This window comes from Pseudomonas asturiensis (assembly GCF_900143095.1).
Taxonomy (GTDB): Bacteria; Pseudomonadota; Gammaproteobacteria; order Pseudomonadales; family Pseudomonadaceae; genus Aquipseudomonas; species Aquipseudomonas asturiensis.
Genome location: NZ_FRDA01000001.1, coordinates 301,774 through 318,901 on the forward strand (window position 1 = coordinate 301,774; position 17,128 = coordinate 318,901).

Genomic DNA, 17,128 nt, shown 5'->3' on the forward strand with positions numbered 1-17,128 from the left:
ATGGCTTCTCCATGATTGCCTGCAACGTCCGAGCACCTTTAAACAAGGGCACTGAACCAGCCCTTAGGAGCGGTTGTGCGAGCATGGAGGCGCTGCAGAACAGAATAAAGCCCGCCACTGCATAGCATTGGTGGCGATGACAAGGTGACCCCGATGAGTGAACCCGAAAAGCAAAAGACCCCGGTGGACCCTACCGAGGGCGTCCAGCCATCACGACGCAATTTTCTGAAGTTCGGCGCGTCGGGCATTGCCGCCGCGACCCTGTCCACCTGGATACCGTCGGACGGGATGCTGCAGGCCGCTCCTGCCCCAGCACCTGCACCGGCTGTCATCGACGACACCGGTGCGCCGGGCGCAGGCGAGCACCGCATCCAGCTTAAGGTCAATGGTCAGACTCATTCACTGAATGTGCCAGCCAATGCGGTCTTGCTGGACGTGCTGCGTGACCGGCTGCAACTGACCGGCACCAAGAAGGGCTGTGACCACGGCCAGTGCGGGGCCTGCACCCTGTTGGTGAATGGGGTTGCGATCAATTCCTGCCTGTCGATTGCCATTCAGCACGACGGCGACAGCATCACCACCATCGAAGGCCTGGCTGAGAACGGCAAGCTGCACCCGGTGCAGGAAGCCTTCTGGGAGCACGACGCCTATCAATGCGGTTACTGCACGTCGGGCCAGATCATGAGCGCCGTGGCGATTCTCAACGATCCGAATATTGCGTCTGATGATGCCAGTGTCCGCGAAGCCATGAGCGGAAATATCTGTCGGTGTGGGGCTTACAAGAACATTTTGTCGGCCGTGCAGTCTGCGCGCTCGAAAATGCCAGCCTCGAAAACAGGGGGCGCAGCCTGATGAGAACATTCGATTATTCCAGAGCTGCGTCACCCGCGCAGGCCGTCAGCACGGCGTCAGGAGACGGCGAACGTTTCTATCTGGCAGGTGGGACCACGCTGCTGGATCTTGTCAAACTCGATGTCATGCAGCCTCAGCAACTGGTCGATATAAACCACTTGGCGCTCAAGCAGATTGAATCGCTGCCTGACGGTCGCCTGCGTATCGGCGCTCTGGTCAGCAACACGGCGCTGGCCAGTGACCCGCTGGTTCGTGAACGCTACCCTGTGGTTTCGCAGTCTTTGCTGGCAGGCGCTTCGACGCAGTTGCGCAACAAGGCCACCACGGCGGGCAATCTTTTGCAGCGCGTACGCTGCCCGTACTTTCGCGACGGCGTTTCTGCTTGTAACAAGCGTGAGCCTGGTTCGGGTTGTGCGGCCATTGGCGGGTTGAACCGCAGCGTGCATGCGGTGCTAGGCACCAGCGATCATTGCATTGCGACCCACCCCTCGGACATGTGCGTGGGCATGGCCGCCGTCGGGGCTCAGGTGACTGTCCAGGGCCCGAACGGCACGCGTGACATTCCCTTCGCCGATTTCCACCTGCTGCCGGGCGACTCCCCTGAGCGTGAGCATGCGCTGGCACCTCACGAACTGGTGACCCATGTGACGCTGGATGCACCGCTGTCCGGCGGCCGTTCGAGCTATCTGAAGTTACGTGACCGCACCTCGTATCAGTTTGCCCTGGCGTCCAGCGCAATCATCGTGGTCATGGATGGCAAACGCATCGCCGATGCACGCATTGCGCTGGGCGGCGTGGGTACCAAACCGTGGCGTGCCGTGGAGGCGGAGCGTGCCCTCATCGGTCAGCGCGCCGACATGGACACCTTTGCCCGCGTCGCAGCGCTGGCGATGAAAGGCTCCAGAGCTTATGAACACAACGCCTTCAAGATCCCGTTGGGTGAGCAGGTCATCGTCCGCAATCTTCGTGACCTTACGGCGTAGGAGTTTTCCATGAGCGAACAGATCATCGGCACGCCGCACCGGCGCATCGACGGCGGCAAGAAAGTCAGTGGCGAGGCACGTTATGCGGCCGACCACCCCATCAAAGACATGCTGTACGCGTACGGCGTCTACAGCACCATCGCCAGTGGCCGTATCGTTGCAGTGAACGATCAGGACGCGCGCAAGATGCCGGGCGTCGTGGCGGTTTTTCACCACGGTAATTTTCCCGAGTTGCATCGCACCCCTAATGCGCCGTTGAGCTTCGCCAAGATGCTGTCTGCGAGCAAGACCGACGAGCATCGTCTGCCGTTTGAGGACGAGCGTGTGTACTACCCTGGCCAGTTTGTGGCGTTGGTCGTGGCCGAGAGCTTCGAGCAGGCGAGGGCTGCGGCGCTGCGTGTGAAGGTCGACTATCAAGAGAGCAAGCCGGTCAAGGATCTGCAGGAAGCGCTGCGCAATAACGGCGCCCGCGATGGCGGTGCAGGGCATACACGTGGCAATCCTGACGGTGCGTTTCTTGGGGCGGCCAAAAAAGTCGATCAGACCTATACCACGCCGGTCGAAGTCCACAATCCGATGGAAATGCACGCCAGCACCGCATGGTGGCAGGACGGCAAACTCTACGTTTACGAAAGCACCCAGGGCGTCGTCAACCACCGCAACCTGCTGGCCAATGTGTTCGATCTGCCGCCGGATCGCGTGGAAGTGCGCGCGCCATTCATTGGCTCAGGCTTTGGCGGCAAGCTCTGGCCGTGGCCGCATTCGATTGCGGCCTGTGCAGCGTCAAAGGTCACTGGGCGGCCGGTCCAGCTGGTGCTGCCGCGTGCGCAGATGTTCACCACCGTAGGTCACCGCCCGGAAACCCGGCAGCGCCTGCGCCTGGCCAGCGATGCCAGTGGCAAGCTGGTCTCGATCCGTCACGAATCGTTCAACAGCACCTCGACGCTCGACGACTACACCGAAAACTGCGGTGGTGTGACCAAGAGTCTGTACGGCTGCGACAACGTGCTGGTCAGCCACAGGATCGGGGCGGTCAATCGCGGTACGCCGACCTCGATGCGTGCGCCGGGCGCAGCGCCAGGGTTGTTCGCGCTGGAGTCTGCCATTGATGAATTGGCCCTGGCCAACGGCATGGACCCGCTGGCGTTTCGCAAGCTCAACCTGTCCGATAAAGACCAGAGCGCCGGTCTGCCGTGGTCAAGTAATCACCTGCCGGAAGCCATCGATAAGGCTGCCGCGCAGTTCGGTTGGCAGGCGCGCAAGGCAGAGGTGGGCTCGATGCGCGAGGGCGATGAGATCATCGGCTACGGGATGGGTGCCTGTAATTGGGAGGCCTATCAGGTGCCGACCGACGCGCGGGTCATCCTGCGCTCCGATGGTACGGCCCTGGCGCAGTGCGGACTGCAGGATATCGGCACCGGAACCTACACCATCGTTGCCCAGACCGTCAGTCAACTGACCGGCATTGCGCTGGACCGCGTTGAAGTGGAGTTGGGCAGCTCGTCATTTCCGGCAGGTCCAGTGTCCGGTGGTTCCTGGGTGACAGCCAGCGTGATGCCGGCGATTGCCGGTGCCACTCGCGAGGCGTTACAGAAGCTTCGTCAATATGCCGTGAGCAAGAACGCGGTGTTCGCGGGCCAGGACGCCGAGTCGATCACCGTTGAAAACGGCCAGTTGGTGTCGGGCGAGCAGCGGGTCAGCTTTGTCGACGTATTGAAGTCGCAGCGCCTGTCGCGTGCCGAAGGTAACTTTCAAAGCGGCCTGCCGGAGTCCGGCAAGTATTCGTTTCGCTCGTTCGGCGTGCACTTTGTCGAGGTGCGCTGGGATCCGGGTATTTCCAGCCTGCGCGTTTCTCGGGTGGTCAGCGCCATCGACGTGGGCAAGGTGGTCAATCCGCTGGCCGCTCGCAATCAGGTTGAAGGCGCAATCGTCATGGGTATCGGTATGGCGATGTTCGAGGCCGCCGAGTTTGATCCGCGCACGGGTCTGCCGGTCAACAACAACTATGCCGAGTACGTGGTGCCCGTGCACGCGGATCAGCCGGAGATCGACGTCATTCTTCTCGATTATCCGGACTACAACCTGGGCGAGTTCGGTGCGCGTGGCATAGGTGAAATCGGCGTGACAGGGCTGGCTGCGGCGGTGGCGAATGCGGTCTACCACGCTACCGGCAAGCGGGTTCGAAACTTGCCCATCACCAAAGAAAAGCTGATGGCGGGGCGGTAACGATGAAGCAGCTCGACTTGCAGGTTATCCAGCAGGCACGTGACTGGCTGGCAACTGGCAAAACCGTGTGGCTCTGCACCGTCCTCTCGACCTTCGGTTCCGCCCCGCGTGGACCGGGGGCGATGCTGGTGGCATTGAATAATGGCGAACACCGCGGCTCGCTGTCCGGCGGCTGTGTGGAAGAGGACTTTCTGGAGCGGCTGACCGCCGGGCAGTTCGAGCCGCTCAACCAGGTGGTGCGTTACGGCGATGGCGGCCTGGCACCTACGTTGGCGCTGCCATGTGGCGGGGTACTTGATGTGTTGATCGAGTGCATCACCCCCAGTCCTGACGCTGATCAGCATCTGGCAGGTGTGGAGCAGGCCCTTGCCGGCCGTACCTTGATCGGCCGAGAGGTCGTATTGGGCGGTGTACGGCGCACGACGTGCGCTGCTGCGCTGGGCGAGTCCCGCGTGCAGGTCGACGGTCAGCGCGTCAGCATCCGCATGGGCGCGGTCTACCGTGTGCTCTTGGCCGGTTTGTCGCCGGTCGCGGAGTTCTGCGCCAGTTTCGCCGTTGCCATGGGCTATGAAGTCATCGTCTGCGACCCTCGCACCGAGGTCACAGCCGGTTTCTCCATGCAAGGTGTCGAAGTGCGTGACGTGCTACCCGCGGTGTTCATCGCCGAAGGTGGCTGTCACGCCTCGACGGCCGTATTGGCGTTGACCCATGATCCGAAGCTGGATGACCTGACCATGCTTGAGGCTGTGCGTACCGAGGCGTTCTACATCGGTGCGATGGGCTCGATGCGCACCAGTGGCAAGCGCAAGGAGCGTCTGGCCCGGATTGGTGGCCTGGATGAGGAGGCGCTGGCGCGAATTCACGCGCCCATCGGTCTGAATCTGGGCAGTAAGACACCGGCCGAGATCGCGATTGCGGTCATGGCCGACATATTGCGCGTGGCCAACGGGATCAGTCGTCAGGCGCTTTAGCGAAGGTTTGGCAAGCGAGTGCCAACGCCGCTCGCGTGTCGGCGTCGCGCAGGATGCCGGGATCGTCGCACGCCAACACGTCACAGCGCTCAGGATGACGCTTGATGATCGACCGGGCACCCTGGTCGCCCTCAAGGTTGAGTAGCAGCGGCCAGAATTCACGCCCGATGATGACCGGGTGGCCGCGCTGTCCGTCATGCCCGGGCAGCGCGATACGTTGTGGATCGGCCATGCGCGCAAGGCTGTGCAACGTGGCGGGTTGTATCCAGGGCATGTCCGCCAGCAGGACCGCGACAGCATCGGCTCCGGAGGGCATCAATGCGGCGATGCCGCTGGCCAGACTGTGGCCCATGCCCAGGTCTGCCAATGGGCTGCGTACCACTGTCACGTCGCGTGGAACACCCAACTGGTCAGCGTCATCTTCATCTCTCAAGACCACCCACACATCGCTGAACGCCTCTCGGGCATTGTCGAGGCTCGCGCGCAGCAAGGTGCGGCCGCAGGGCAGGCAGGCAAGACGTTTGTCGCCCTCAAAACGCCGGCTGCGACCTGCCGCCAGGAGCAGTGCGAACACTTGGGGAATTGGGCTGTCTATGCTGGTCAATCCGAAGCCTTTTGAAACAGGTGAAGGGAAAAGGGCCGGTTCGTCATCCAGTGCGCCACACGATGACCTCTGCGTGAGACACGTACAATGCCTGATTGCGCCGCCTTTTTGCAGTGACAAGATCTACCTATTCGAGGGTTTCACGTGGACAATCATATTCACCCGGTCGAGCTGGAAAAGGCCTACCGCTTGCTCAATCACGGACCGACCGTTTTAGTGTCGTCCAGTCATGAGGGTGTCCATAACGTCATGTCGGCCGCCTGGGCGTGTGCGCTGGATTTCTCGCCGCCCAAAGTGACGCTGGTGATCGACAAGATGACCAAGACCCGCGGGCTGGTAGAGAAGAGCGGCTACTTCGCGTTACAGGTGCCCAATCGGGATCAACTGCAACTGACGTTCGACGTCGGCACCCAGAGCATGATCTTCACACCGGACAAGCTGGATAAGGCCGGGGTCGAGCTGTTTCGAATCGAAGGGCATGACACGCCACTGGTGGCTGGTTGCTCTGCCTGGTTGATCTGCAAAGTCATTCCCGAACCGCACAATCAGCAGACGTATGATCTGTTCATTGCCGAAGTCGTGGGGGCCTGGGCCGACACGCGCGTGTTCCGTGACGGGCACTGGGAATTCGAAACCGCGGACCCGAAATGGCGCAGCCTGCATTACGTGGCAGGCGGGCATTTCTACACCATTGGTGATGCTGCTGTGGTGCAGACGGACGGCGAGGCTTGAACGTTAGCGACCGGCTGACCGCATAACCTTATAGGAGCGAGCGAGTTCGCGCCTATAAGGTTTGTCTACCTCCCGTTACCGGTATCGAGCTAATGCGCATCGCGTGTGGGTCGATCCTCGTACACTCAGTGACGGTCACGCCACACGGTCTGTGCATTGGTGAACTCGCGTACGCCGAAGTGCGACAGCTCACGTCCGTAGCCGCTTTTCTTCACGCCGCCGAAGGCTACGCGAGGGTCTGATGCGCTGTAACCGTTGATAAACACGCCGCCAGTGTCCAGTTCGCCAGCCAGTTGCTCGGCCAGTTCCAGGTTTTGGGTGTAAACGGTCGCGGTGAGTCCGAAGTCGCTGTCGTTGGCCAGTTCCAGCGCATGTCGGGCGTCGCGGGCGGTGATGATCGATGCCACCGGGCCGAACAGTTCCTGCTTGAACGAGGTCATCTGGTCAGTCACATCACCCAGCACGGTCGGCGCGTAGAAGTTGCCCTGGCCTGCGATTTTTTCGCCACCCAACAGCAGGGTCGCCCCTTCGGCGAGCGTCGCCTGCACTTGAGCGTCCAGCTCGTCACGCAAGTCGAAACGCGCCATCGGGCCAATATAAGTCTCGTTCGCCAGCGGGTCGCCGATGACCAGCTTGCGGGTTTCTTCAACGAATTGGCGCGTGAATGCCTCGACCACGCCTTCCTCGATGATCAGGCGCTTGGCGGCCGCACAGACCTGTCCGGTGTTCTGGTAACGACCGATGACCGCCGCCTTCACCGCCTGATCCAGGTCAGCGTCGTTGAGCACGATGAATGGGTCGGAACCACCCAGCTCCAGGACGCTCTTTTTGAGCGCGGCACCGGCCTGCGCACCGATAGCCTGACCGGCCCGCACGCTGCCGGTCAGCGTAACGGCGGCAATTCGGGGGTCGGCGATGGCTTTGGAAACGCCCTCCTGGGTTGCATTGATCACTTCAAACACACCGTCAGGGAAACCCGCGCGCTTGAACGCTTCAAGCATCAGATAAGCGCACCCCATGACATTCGGAGCATGTTTGAGCACATAGGTATTACCCGCCAGCAACGTCGGTACAGCGCCGCGCAGCACCTGCCAGATCGGGAAGTTCCAGGGCATGACCGCGAGGATCGGGCCAAGCGGACGGTACTCGATGCGGGCCTTGTCGTTTTCAACCTGAGTCGATTCGGCCGCAAGCATGGAGGGTCCCTGTGCAGCGTACCAGGCGCATAACTGGGCGCATTTTTCGACTTCGCCTCGGGCCTGCTTGATCGGCTTGCCCATTTCTCGGCTGATCATCTGCGCAATCGTGTCAGCCTCATCGCGCAAGGCCTGGCCCAATGCGATGATCAACTGCGCACGCTGATCGACGGTTTTGCGCTTCCAGGCGGCGAAGCTGAATGCCGCGCGGTCAAGGGTCTTATCAAGGTCGGTTTCGGATTCAAACGCGTAATGGCCGATCTGCTCGCCGGTGGCGGGGTTGATCGAGATTGCATGGGTGTGGGTGGATACAGCAGTCATGGCGCCATCCTGTTCAGGTGGGGAATGAAACCAGAATAGGCCCGTGACATGCTTTGCGAAACTGAATAATACTGATCATATCTTTCACGTTTGGAGAATGATGTGGATCTGGTCCAGCTTGAGATGTTCAAGGCGGTTGCCGAGCACGGCAGCATCAGCGCGGCTGCGCAGCACATTCATCGGGTGCCCTCCAACCTGACCACACGCATCAAGCAACTGGAGCAGGATCTGGGCGTCGAACTGTTCATTCGGGAAAAGTCGCGGCTGAGGTTGTCGCCCGCTGGCTGGAGTTTTCTCGATTACACGCGACGCATTCTGGATCTGGTGCAGGAGGCTCGCCTGTCGGTGTCCGGTGCGGAACCACAAGGCCCGTTTTCGCTGGGGTCGCTGGAAAGCACGGCGGCGGTGCGGATTCCGGCTTTGTTGGCGGCCTACAATCAGCAGTACGCCAAGGTCGAGCTGGACCTGTCCACGGGAGCGTCCGGCACGATGATAGACGGTGTTCTGGCGGGGCGACTGGTGGCCGCTTTTGTTGACGGTCCGGTGCTGCATCCTTCCCTGGATGGCGTGCCGGTGTTCGAAGAAGAAATGGTCATCATCGCGCCGTTACAGCATGCGCCGGTGACGCGTGGGCTTGATGTCAGCGGGGAGAGCATCTACGCATTTCGTGCCAACTGTTCGTATCGGCACCACTTCGAGCGCTGGTTCACCGATGACGGTGCCGTGCCGGGCAAGATCCACGAGATGGAGTCCTACCACGGCATGCTGGCCTGCGTCAGCGCCGGGGCGGGGCTGGCGTTGATGCCACGCAGCATGCTGGAAAGCATGCCAGGCTGCACCACCGTCAGCATCTGGCCGATGTCGGATGCCTTTCGCTACCTGCAGACCTGGCTGATCTGGCGTCGTGGCACCGACTCTCCCAGCCTGACGCGTTTCGTCGAGCTGGTTCAGGCGCGGGGCGAGTCGCCCAGGACCGATTGAGCGACTCGCGGTATCACAGGCGCGAAAGCCTTTCGGCGATGGCCTGGCCGACCTCCTGCGTCGAACACTTGCCACCCAGGTCCGGTGTGATCTGTGCGCTGGCAATCACCTGCTCGATGGCGCTGACAATCTCGTCGTGTGCTGCGGTGAAACGCTCGTCGCCCTGACCCAGAAAATCCAGCATCAACGCGCCTGACCAGATCATCGCAATCGGGTTGGCGATGTTTTTGCCGAAAATGTCCGGTGCCGACCCGTGTACCGGCTCGAACAGTGACGGGAAGTTGCGCTCCGGGTTGAGGTTGGCCGACGGTGCGATGCCGATGGTGCCCGCGCAGGCCGGGCCCAGGTCGCTGAGGATGTCGCCGAACAGGTTGGACGCCACCACCACATCGAACCGCTCCGGTTGCAGCACGAAGCGCGCGCAGAGAATGTCGATGTGTTGCCGGTCCCAACTGATCGCCGGGTATTGGCTGGCCATCGCTTCGGTGCGCTTGTCCCAATAAGGCATGCTGATCGCCATGCCGTTGGACTTGGTCGCCGAAGTCACGTGCTTGCGTTCGCGCTTGCCGGCCAGCTCGAAGGCGTACTTGAGAATGCGGTCGACACCGCGTCGGGTGAATACCGATTCCTGCAGGACGAATTCGTTTTCAGTGTTCTCGAACATGATGCCGCCCAAGGACGAGTATTCGCCCTCGGTGTTCTCGCGTACCACGATGAAATCGATATCGCCAGGCTTGCGGTTGGCCAGCGGGCAGGGCACGCCGGGGAACAGCCGCACCGGGCGAATATTGGCGTACTGGTCAAACTCGCGGCGGAATTTGAGCAGCGAACCCCACAGCGAAATATGGTCTGGCACTTTGTCTGGCCAGCCCACGGCACCGAAGAAAATCGAATCGAAACCCTTGAGCTGTTCGAACCAGTCGTCCGGCATCATCTGGCCGTGTTCAAGGTAATAATCGCAGCTGGCCCACTCGAAGTATTCGAACTCCAGCTCGATACCGTGGCGCGCAGCGGCGGCCTGTACGACGCGCACGCCCTCGGGCAGCACTTCCTGGCCGATACCGTCCCCGGCGATGGCAGCGATACGCAGTTTCTTATTGTTCATGGCGTGGCTCTCTCGATGGATGAGTTGCTCTGGGTTCTTATGCTATAAGCCCACGAAGCAAAGATAATCAGTCGACTAATGCATTCAAGGAACACGATTCGTGAACAATTACCCCAGTCTCGATGACCTGAATGTGTTCATCCATGTCGCGCGCCGTTCAAGCTTTGTGGGCGCGGCCAACGAGCTGAGCATGTCTGCAGCGTACGTCAGCAAGCGAATTCGCCTGCTGGAACAGAGCATGGGCGTGGTGTTACTGCACCGCTCGACGCGCCAGGTATCGATTACCGAAGATGGCGAACGGGTCTATGAATGGGCCAAGGGCATTCTGGAGTCGGTACAGCAGATGGGCGATGAAGTGGCGGCCCTGCATGACGAACCCAGTGGTTCGCTGCGTGTGGTCAGCAGCCAGGGATTTGGCCGTCGCTTCGTGGCGCCGGCGCTGTCGGAGCTGGCGGCGCGCTATCCGAAGCTGGATATCCGGCTGGACATTCAGGATCGGCTGATTGACCTGATTGAGGAGGGCGTCGATCTGGACATTCGCGTCGGTAATGAAATCGCCCCGCACTTGCGTGCCCGCCATCTGGCCAGCAATTGGCGCGTATTGTGTGCCAGCCCGGCTTACCTTGCGCAACGCGGTGCGCCCACCCATCTTGCCGAGTTGGCCAACCATGATTGCCTGGTGATCAAGGAGCGCGACCGGCCGTTCGGCATCTGGCATCTGAACGGGCCGCAGGGGGCTGAAACGGTGAAAGTCACCGGCAGTTTGTCCACCAACCATGGCGAGATCGCCCGTCAATGGTGCCTGGACGGGCGAGGGGTGTTGCTGCGTTCACTCTGGGATGTGCGCGCCGATCTGGCGCAAGGGCGGCTGGTTCAGGTGTTGGCGGAGTATCGTCAGGAAGCGGATATCTGGGCGGTTTACACCTCGCCGCTCATGCGTTCGGCCAAAGTGCGGGTCACGGTGGAGTTTTTGCGTGAGTTCTTTGCGCAGGGTCAGGTTGGGGTAGTTGGGCAGTAACGTTGTCTGTGCTTCTAAACAGGACTTCGGGACGCCTGATCACGCGAGCCGAAGTGGGAGCGGACTTGTCCGCGAAGGCAGTGTGTCGGGCGCGACCTCTCTACCGGGTGCTCTGGCCTTTTCGTGGACAAGTCCACTCCCACACTTCCCAAGCCGCTTCCCACAAGCAGCACGTTTTTCAGCAGATAGAGCGTATCAAGAGAAGCAGGCTGGTCTGCGAACAGATCAATGCGCCCCGGCCGCCTTATTCAAGTCGCTGTCGGTCCATTCGGTGTAGATGCACGCATCCGCTGCTGCCCAGCGCACTTTTACGGCGTCGCCCGTCTGCATCGGCATGCCAGTGGCAGACAGCGCCTTGACCGTCATGGCCGTGCCGCCGGCGGTGACCACTGAACAGGTCTGGCTTTCACCCAGAAACAGCACCTCAGTGACCGTCGCGTCAACTTCGTTCCAGCCTGGCTCAAGTGCAGCGCCTGCTGCTTGCGCAAGGCTCAGTGCCTGGGCCTTTTCAGGACGGATCATGGCCAGCACGTCCTGATCGCTCTTCAGGCCGTTGGTGATACGGATCGCCAGCGGATGGCCTTCGAAGGTCGCGACTGCGTTGCCCTGCGCCTTTAGCCTGAGGAAGTTGGAGTTGCCCAGGAATGAGGCGACAAATGCGTTGGGCGGGTTCTGATACAGGTCATAGCCGCTGCCCAGGCCCACAATCTTGCCATGGCTGAAAATCGCAATGCGCTGAGACAGGCGCATGGCTTCTTCTTGATCGTGGGTTACGTAGACGATGGTGATGCCCAGACGGCGATGCAATTGGCGCAATTCGTCCTGAAGGTCTTCACGCAACTTCTTGTCCAGGGCGCCCAGCGGCTCGTCCATCAGCAGAATGCGTGGTTCGTAGACCAGCGCCCGGGCAATGGCCACACGTTGTTGCTGGCCACCTGAGAGTTGGGACGGGCGGCGATGGGCAAAAGCTTCGAGCTGCACCAGCTTGAGCATGGCGTCCACGCGCTGCTCGCGTTCGGCCGCCGGCAGCTTGCGGATCGCCAGCGGGAAGGCAATGTTGTCGCGTACGCTCAGGTGCGGAAACAGCGAGTAGCGCTGAAATACCATGCCTATGTCACGTTTGTGCGGCGGCACGTTCACCAGCGATTTGCCCTCCACCAGAATCTCGCCGGAGCTGGGCGTTTCGAAGCCCGCGAGCATCGACAGCGTGGTGCTCTTGCCCGAACCGCTGGAGCCCAGAAAAGTCAGGAACTCGCCGTTCTGGATATCCAGAGAGATATCGTCGACGGCAGCGAAATCGCCGTAGTGTTTGTTGAGGTTGCACAAACTGACCAGCGCTTTCTGATGCGGGTGTGCAGGGTCTTTGATCACGGCACTCATGAGGTACTCCTGGCTTCGTTGCGGCGACGCAGGGTCGCGGCGATGAACATGACCAACACCGACAGGGCAATCAGCAGTGTCGAGGCGACGGCGATGACCGGGGTCAGGTCCTGACGCAACGTGGTCCACATTTTTACGGGAAGGGTTTGCAGGGTGGGGCTTGCCATCATCACGCTCAGCACCACTTCGTCCCACGACACCAGAAACGCGAACAGCGCACCTGCGACCATACCGGGACGAATACCGGGAAACGTCACCTTGTAGATGGCCTGCAAGCGGGATGCGCCGCAGATCACGGCTGCGTCCTCAATCGACTGATCGAACAGTTTCAGCGAGTTGATGATGGAAATGATGGTGAACGGCAGGGCGACAATCACGTGGCTGACCACGAACGAAAACAGCGTGCCGGTGTAGCCGAGCTTGAGGAACAACGCGTAGACCGCGACTGCGATGATCACCAGCGGCACAATCATCGGCAGGGTGAAGATGCCGTACAGCATGTCGCGGCCGGGAAACTTGCCACGCACCAGTGCAAACGCCGTGGGCAGGCCCAGCGCCACGGCGCTGATGGTGGTGAGGACGGCGACCTTGAAGCTCGACATCGCCGCGTCCATCCACTCGGGGTTGGAAAAGAACTGCTGGTACCACTTGAACGTCCAGCCCGGTGGTGGAAACACCAGCCACTGGGATGAACCGAACGACAGCAGAACGATGAACAGGATCGGCAGCAACAGAAACAGCGCAATCAGCCCTGTGGTCAGGTACAGCCCTGACCTCAGGCGAAGGCTCATGGCATTGGGTGTCAGGAGCATGACGGCTTACCTCCCGTTGCTGGCGCCGACCGGCGATTCCGGCTGGAGCTTGAGATAGAAGAAGAACAGCACCAGGGTGATCACGATCAGTAATGCAGCAGCGGCACTGGCCAGTCCCCAGTTGAGGAACGACTGCACCTGCTGGACGATGAATTCAGGCAGCATCATGTTCTGCGCACCGCCCAGCAAAGCGGGGGTGACGTAGTAACCCAGCGACATCACGAACACCATCAGCCCGCCGGAAAACAGGCCCGGACGGCAGAGCGGTAAAAACACCCGGAAGAAGTTGGTCCAGGGGCTCGCGCCGCAGATGGAACCGGCCTGCAGCACCATCGGGTCAATGGCCTGCATGGTCGCCTGCAATGGAAGCACGATGAAGGGAATCATGATGTAACTCATGCCGATCACCACACCGGTCAGGTTGTGGACCATTTCAAGGGGTTGATCGATGATGCCCATCGCCATCAGCGCCTTGTTGATGACCCCTGATGCCTGCAGCAGCACCAGCCACGAATAGGTTCGCGCCAACAGGCTGGTCCACATCGACAGCAGCACGATGTTGAGGATCCAGCGGCCCCAACCGCGTGGCACCAGCGTGATCACCCAGGCCAGCGGGAAGCCCAGCAACAGACTGAACAGCGTGACCAGCCCAGCCACCGAGAAGGTGTTGAGCAGCACGCGCGAGTACGCCGAGTTGGCGAACAATTGCTCGTAGTTGCCCAGCCCTGGAACGGGTTCAAGCACGCCGCGTAACAGCAGACCGATCAACGGGGCGAAGAAAAACAGGCCCAGGAACAGCAGCGCAGGAATCAGGTTGCGACTGCCGCGCCAGCGTTGTGCCAGAGAAGGGGTTGGCTGCATGTTCGTCGCCTTGCCTGAAACCGCACCGGCGGTGCGCGAGGCACCCCCGGCCGGATGGGATTGACCGGACGCAACAGCCGTCATTTTTACTTGACCAGCCATTCGTTCCACCGTGTCGCAATGTCCGGACCGTTCTTGGCCCAGTATGCGAAGTCGAGAGTGACTTGATCCTGAGCGTGAGCGGTAGGCAGGTTGGGTGCCAGCGTCGAATCAAGACGCTCGATACTTTTCACGTTCACGGGGGCGTAGGCGCTCAGACCGGAGAAGTCTGCCTGACCTTTGGCGCTGGTCGCGTTGGCAATGAACTTCATCGCAGCCTCTTTGTTCTTGGCGCCTTTTGGCACGACCAGGAAATCGGCCATGACCAGGTTCTGCTTCCAGCTCACGCCCACAGGCGCGCCATCCTGTTGCAGGGCGTAGACACGACCGTTCCACATCTGGCCCATCGACGCTTCACCGGACGCCAGCAATTGCTGGGATTGCGCACCACCGCCCCACCAGACGATGTCTTTCTTGATGGTGTCGAGTTTCTTGAAGGCGCGGTCCAGGTCCAGCGGATAAAGCTTGTCGGCGGCTACACCATCAGCCAGCAGAGCGAGTTCGAGGACGCCAGGGCTTGGCCATTTGTACATCGCACGTTTGCCGGGATAGGTCTTGGTGTCGAACATGGCTGTCCAGTCGACCGGCTTTTTGTCGCCCAGCTTGCTTTCGTTGTAGCCGAGGACGAATGAGAAGAAGAACGAGCCGACGCCGTGTTCGGAAACGAAGCGGTGGTCAATCTCGTCACGCTTGATGGTGTTGAAGTCCAGAGGTTCAAGCAGGCCTTCGGCGGCAGCGCGCAGCGCGAAGTCGGCTTCGACATCCACCACGTCCCACTGCACGTTACCGCTTTCGACCATGGCCTTGAGTTTGCCGTAGTCGGTCGGACCGTCCTGCACGACGGTAATGCCGCTGGTCTTGGCGAATGGAGTCGCCCATGCCTGTTTCTGGGCATCCTGAGTCGAGCCCCCCCAACTTACGAAGTTGACGCTGTCGGCGGCCATGGCGGCGACACTCGAGAAAGCCAACACGCCAGCCGCCAGGACTGCCGTTGCACGTTTGTTCAACACCATTTTCACGCCCTCATTTGTTGTGTTTTGAGCGGGCATTTTTTGCCCGCGTATTCGGGAGCAGTAGGTCCAATGGGCCTTTGAAACCAGTCACCTGCCAGACGCTTTTTATTGATGCTGTCCCTGGTCGGGGGCGTCTGACAAATTGCTGCGGCTGTGGAATGTCATATTATGGTATTCCAAACTTTGTGCAAGTATTTTGCCTTCACACGGTGACGGGCTGATCGTTTTTTTTGCTTTGAACGCAGTGTTTACAGGCGTTTTAAGCCACGCTGGTCGCAAGACTTCTGAAGGCCAGACGCAACGTTCAGCCGGGAAATGGAATGCTTTCAACCACCTCCAGATCGTAGCCTGTCAGGCCCGCGTACTTCAGCGGCGGTCCGAGGTGACGCAACTTGCCGACGCCAAGGTCCTGCAGGATCTGCGCACCTGTGCCGACTTCCGAATAGATGCGTGACTGCGAACGGCTGTACTGGCGTGCGGGCTGGGTGAGGTGCGGGATGCGCTCCAGCAACGCTTGCGAGGATTCATGATTGGCCAGCACCACAACGATACCGCGGCCTTCCTCGGCAACCTTCTGCAGGGCTGCCCACAGGGTCCAGTTGGCAGGTCCTGTGTACTCGGCACCGACCAGGTCGCGCAGCGGATCGACTACATGCACGCGCACCAGCGTGGGCTCGTCGCGGCGCACGTCGCCCATCACCATCGCCATGTGCACGCCGCCTTCGATACGGTCTTCATAGCTGAACAGCCGGAACGTACCGTGCACCGTCGGCAGCTCACGCTCGCCGATTCTGACAATGGTGTGTTCGGTGCTCAGCCGGTAATGAATCAGGTCGGCAATGGTGCCGATGCGGATGCCATGTTTCTCGGCAAAACGTTCCAGATCAGGGCGACGGGCCATGGTGCCGTCGTCGTTCATGACTTCGACGATCACCGAGGCGGGTGCGAAGCCGGCCAGACGCGCCAGGTCGCAACCGGCCTCGGTATGCCCGGCACGTGTCAGCACGCCGCCCTCGCGGGCGCGCAGCGGAAAGATATGGCCCGGGTGGACCAGGTCTTCCGGCACCGCCTCAGGGTTGACCGCTGCCTGAACCGTACGCGCCCGGTCTGCTGCGCTGATACCGGTCGTGACGCCTGTAGCGGCTTCGATCGATACGGTGAACGCCGTAGAGAAAACGCTGCCGTTGCTGGGCACCATCTGCTCAAGCCCCAGGCGCTGGCAATGTTCGTCGGTCAGCGTCAGGCAAATCAGGCCACGCGCTTCGCGGGCCATAAAGCTAATGGCCTGTGGCGAACAGCAGTCCGCCGCCAGCAGCAGATCGCCTTCATTTTCGCGGTCCTCGTCGTCGACCAGCAGAACCATCTTTCCTTGGCGGTAGTCTTCAATGATGTCTTCGATACGATCGAATGCCATGCTGGGATCCCGGTGTTATGGATGAGTTATTGTGGTATACCATAAGACAGAATATTTCACAGATTCCCTATCAATGAAACAGTGAGATCGCGATGAAAGCTTATTGGATTGCACACGTCGACGTGACCGACCCTCAGCAGTACAGCGAATATACTCAACGTGCGCCAGCCGCTTTCGCATTATTTGGTGGCAAATTCATGGCACGCGGCGGGCGCTCTGAAGCGCTGGAAGGACGAGCGACGCCGCAGCGCACGGTGGTGATCGAATTCGAGTCCTATGAACAGGCGATTGCTTGCTATCAGTCGCCTGAGTATCAGGAAGCCATGAGCCATCGCCAGGGCGCGTCCAGGGCTGATATCGTGATCGTTGAAGGCATGGCGTAAGTCAGCAGGCCGTCTGAAGCGTTGCCATTTCTTGTGAGGACATTGCTTTTGCGGTGACCCATCGCTGTCGCGCAGCCAACACATGACTGTGGGAGGCGGTTTGCCGGCGATTCGATCTTCCGGGCAACCCAGTCAGCGACTGAACTGACGCCATCGCCGGCAAGCCGCCTCCCACGG

The 17,128-nt window shown here is 60.6% G+C and carries 16 protein-coding genes; 8 read left to right on the top strand and 8 right to left on the bottom strand.

Annotated elements, in window-relative coordinates; genetic code table 11:
• Nucleotides 1–153 precede the first annotated feature (153 nt).
• The 4 genes from BUB69_RS01535 to BUB69_RS01550 are packed head-to-tail and all read left to right on the top strand — an operon-like array spanning nucleotide 154 to nucleotide 5,032.
• On the top strand, nucleotides 154–852 hold the full coding sequence (locus BUB69_RS01535; protein ID WP_073161959.1) for a (2Fe-2S)-binding protein: 699 nt from the start codon (nucleotides 154–156) through the stop codon (nucleotides 850–852).
• A complete protein-coding gene (locus BUB69_RS01540; RefSeq protein ID WP_073161960.1) occupies nucleotides 852–1,835 on the top strand; it encodes an FAD binding domain-containing protein in 984 nt (327 codons plus the stop codon). The genes BUB69_RS01535 and BUB69_RS01540 overlap by 1 nt, the downstream gene beginning before the upstream one ends.
• 9 nt (nucleotides 1,836–1,844) lie before the next feature.
• On the top strand, nucleotides 1,845–4,061 hold the full coding sequence (locus BUB69_RS01545) for a xanthine dehydrogenase family protein molybdopterin-binding subunit (RefSeq protein WP_073161961.1): 2,217 nt from the start codon (nucleotides 1,845–1,847) through the stop codon (nucleotides 4,059–4,061).
• Between the two features lie 2 nt (nucleotides 4,062–4,063).
• On the top strand, nucleotides 4,064–5,032 hold the full coding sequence (locus tag BUB69_RS01550) for an XdhC family protein (protein WP_073161962.1): 969 nt from the start codon (nucleotides 4,064–4,066) through the stop codon (nucleotides 5,030–5,032).
• On the opposite strand, the gene BUB69_RS01555 is transcribed toward BUB69_RS01550, so the two are convergent.
• Nucleotides 5,013–5,636: a nucleotidyltransferase family protein gene (locus BUB69_RS01555; protein ID WP_073161963.1), complete on the bottom strand. Its 624-nt coding sequence runs from the start codon at nucleotides 5,634–5,636 to the stop codon at nucleotides 5,013–5,015. The genes BUB69_RS01550 and BUB69_RS01555 overlap by 20 nt on opposite strands.
• Nucleotides 5,637–5,780: 144 nt before the next feature.
• On the opposite strand from BUB69_RS01555, the gene BUB69_RS01560 reads away from it, so the two are divergent.
• Nucleotides 5,781–6,368, top strand: coding sequence for a flavin reductase family protein (locus BUB69_RS01560; RefSeq protein WP_073161964.1), 588 nt, complete (start codon nucleotides 5,781–5,783; stop codon nucleotides 6,366–6,368).
• A 125-nt stretch (nucleotides 6,369–6,493) separates the two neighbouring features.
• Here BUB69_RS01560 and BUB69_RS01565 read toward each other — a convergent pair whose 3' ends face one another.
• Entirely contained in the window at nucleotides 6,494–7,885 is a 1,392-nt protein-coding gene (locus tag BUB69_RS01565; RefSeq protein WP_073161965.1) for an aldehyde dehydrogenase family protein, read from the bottom strand.
• Between the two features lie 102 nt (nucleotides 7,886–7,987).
• On the opposite strand from BUB69_RS01565, the gene ptrR reads away from it, so the two are divergent.
• Nucleotides 7,988–8,866, top strand: a complete 879-nt coding sequence (ptrR, locus tag BUB69_RS01570) for a putrescine utilization regulator PtrR (protein WP_073161966.1) — start codon at nucleotides 7,988–7,990, stop codon at nucleotides 8,864–8,866.
• A gap of 13 nt (nucleotides 8,867–8,879) precedes the next feature.
• On the opposite strand, the gene BUB69_RS01575 is transcribed toward ptrR, so the two are convergent.
• The gene (locus BUB69_RS01575) at nucleotides 8,880–9,971 is read right to left on the bottom strand and encodes a tartrate dehydrogenase (RefSeq protein WP_073161967.1); all 1,092 of its coding nucleotides are present in this window, start codon (nucleotides 9,969–9,971) and stop codon (nucleotides 8,880–8,882) included.
• A 100-nt stretch (nucleotides 9,972–10,071) separates the two neighbouring features.
• On the opposite strand from BUB69_RS01575, the gene BUB69_RS01580 reads away from it, so the two are divergent.
• Nucleotides 10,072–10,989 carry a LysR substrate-binding domain-containing protein gene (locus BUB69_RS01580; RefSeq protein WP_073161968.1) on the top strand — a complete coding sequence of 306 codons (918 nt, stop codon included), beginning with the start codon at nucleotides 10,072–10,074 and terminating at the stop codon, nucleotides 10,987–10,989.
• Between the two features lie 225 nt (nucleotides 10,990–11,214).
• On the opposite strand, the gene BUB69_RS01585 is transcribed toward BUB69_RS01580, so the two are convergent.
• The 5 genes from BUB69_RS01585 to ribBA form a co-directional block, all read right to left on the bottom strand.
• Nucleotides 11,215–12,369 (bottom strand): ABC transporter ATP-binding protein, encoded by a 1,155-nt coding sequence (locus BUB69_RS01585; protein WP_073161969.1) that lies wholly within the window; start codon nucleotides 12,367–12,369, stop codon nucleotides 11,215–11,217.
• Nucleotides 12,366–13,181: an ABC transporter permease gene (locus tag BUB69_RS01590; RefSeq protein WP_073161970.1), complete on the bottom strand. Its 816-nt coding sequence runs from the start codon at nucleotides 13,179–13,181 to the stop codon at nucleotides 12,366–12,368. The genes BUB69_RS01585 and BUB69_RS01590 overlap by 4 nt, the downstream gene beginning before the upstream one ends.
• A 6-nt stretch (nucleotides 13,182–13,187) precedes the next feature.
• Nucleotides 13,188–14,144 (bottom strand): ABC transporter permease, encoded by a 957-nt coding sequence (locus BUB69_RS01595; protein ID WP_073161971.1) that lies wholly within the window; start codon nucleotides 14,142–14,144, stop codon nucleotides 13,188–13,190.
• Nucleotides 14,129–15,154, bottom strand: coding sequence for an ABC transporter substrate-binding protein (locus BUB69_RS01600; protein ID WP_073161972.1), 1,026 nt, complete (start codon nucleotides 15,152–15,154; stop codon nucleotides 14,129–14,131). The genes BUB69_RS01595 and BUB69_RS01600 overlap by 16 nt, the downstream gene beginning before the upstream one ends.
• Nucleotides 15,155–15,458: 304 nt before the next feature.
• Entirely contained in the window at nucleotides 15,459–16,568 is a 1,110-nt protein-coding gene (gene ribBA, locus BUB69_RS01605) for a bifunctional 3,4-dihydroxy-2-butanone-4-phosphate synthase/GTP cyclohydrolase II (protein ID WP_073161973.1), read from the bottom strand.
• A gap of 92 nt (nucleotides 16,569–16,660) precedes the next feature.
• Here ribBA and BUB69_RS01610 point away from each other — a divergent pair, with 92 nt between their 5' ends.
• Nucleotides 16,661–16,951, top strand: coding sequence for a DUF1330 domain-containing protein (locus tag BUB69_RS01610; protein ID WP_073161974.1), 291 nt, complete (start codon nucleotides 16,661–16,663; stop codon nucleotides 16,949–16,951).
• The last annotated feature ends 177 nt before the right edge of the window (nucleotides 16,952–17,128 follow it).

Bases quoted from the DNA above. Each gene is read 5' to 3' on its own strand.
- BUB69_RS01535 (WP_073161959.1), top strand. From the start codon at position 154: ATGAGTGAACCCGAAAAGCAAAAGACCCCGGTGGACCCTACCGAGGGC.
- BUB69_RS01540 (WP_073161960.1), top strand. From the start codon at position 852: ATGAGAACATTCGATTATTCCAGAGCTGCGTCACCCGCGCAGGCCGTC.
- BUB69_RS01545 (WP_073161961.1), top strand. From the start codon at position 1,845: ATGAGCGAACAGATCATCGGCACGCCGCACCGGCGCATCGACGGCGGC.
- BUB69_RS01550 (WP_073161962.1), top strand. From the start codon at position 4,064: ATGAAGCAGCTCGACTTGCAGGTTATCCAGCAGGCACGTGACTGGCTG.
- BUB69_RS01565 (WP_073161965.1), bottom strand. From the start codon at position 7,885: ATGACTGCTGTATCCACCCACACCCATGCAATCTCGATCAACCCCGCC.
- BUB69_RS01575 (WP_073161967.1), bottom strand. From the start codon at position 9,971: ATGAACAATAAGAAACTGCGTATCGCTGCCATCGCCGGGGACGGTATC.
- BUB69_RS01585 (WP_073161969.1), bottom strand. From the start codon at position 12,369: ATGAGTGCCGTGATCAAAGACCCTGCACACCCGCATCAGAAAGCGCTG.
- BUB69_RS01590 (WP_073161970.1), bottom strand. From the start codon at position 13,181: ATGCTCCTGACACCCAATGCCATGAGCCTTCGCCTGAGGTCAGGGCTG.
- BUB69_RS01595 (WP_073161971.1), bottom strand. From the start codon at position 14,144: ATGGCTGGTCAAGTAAAAATGACGGCTGTTGCGTCCGGTCAATCCCAT.
- BUB69_RS01600 (WP_073161972.1), bottom strand. From the start codon at position 15,154: ATGGTGTTGAACAAACGTGCAACGGCAGTCCTGGCGGCTGGCGTGTTG.
- ribBA (WP_073161973.1), bottom strand. From the start codon at position 16,568: ATGGCATTCGATCGTATCGAAGACATCATTGAAGACTACCGCCAAGGA.
- BUB69_RS01610 (WP_073161974.1), top strand. From the start codon at position 16,661: ATGAAAGCTTATTGGATTGCACACGTCGACGTGACCGACCCTCAGCAG.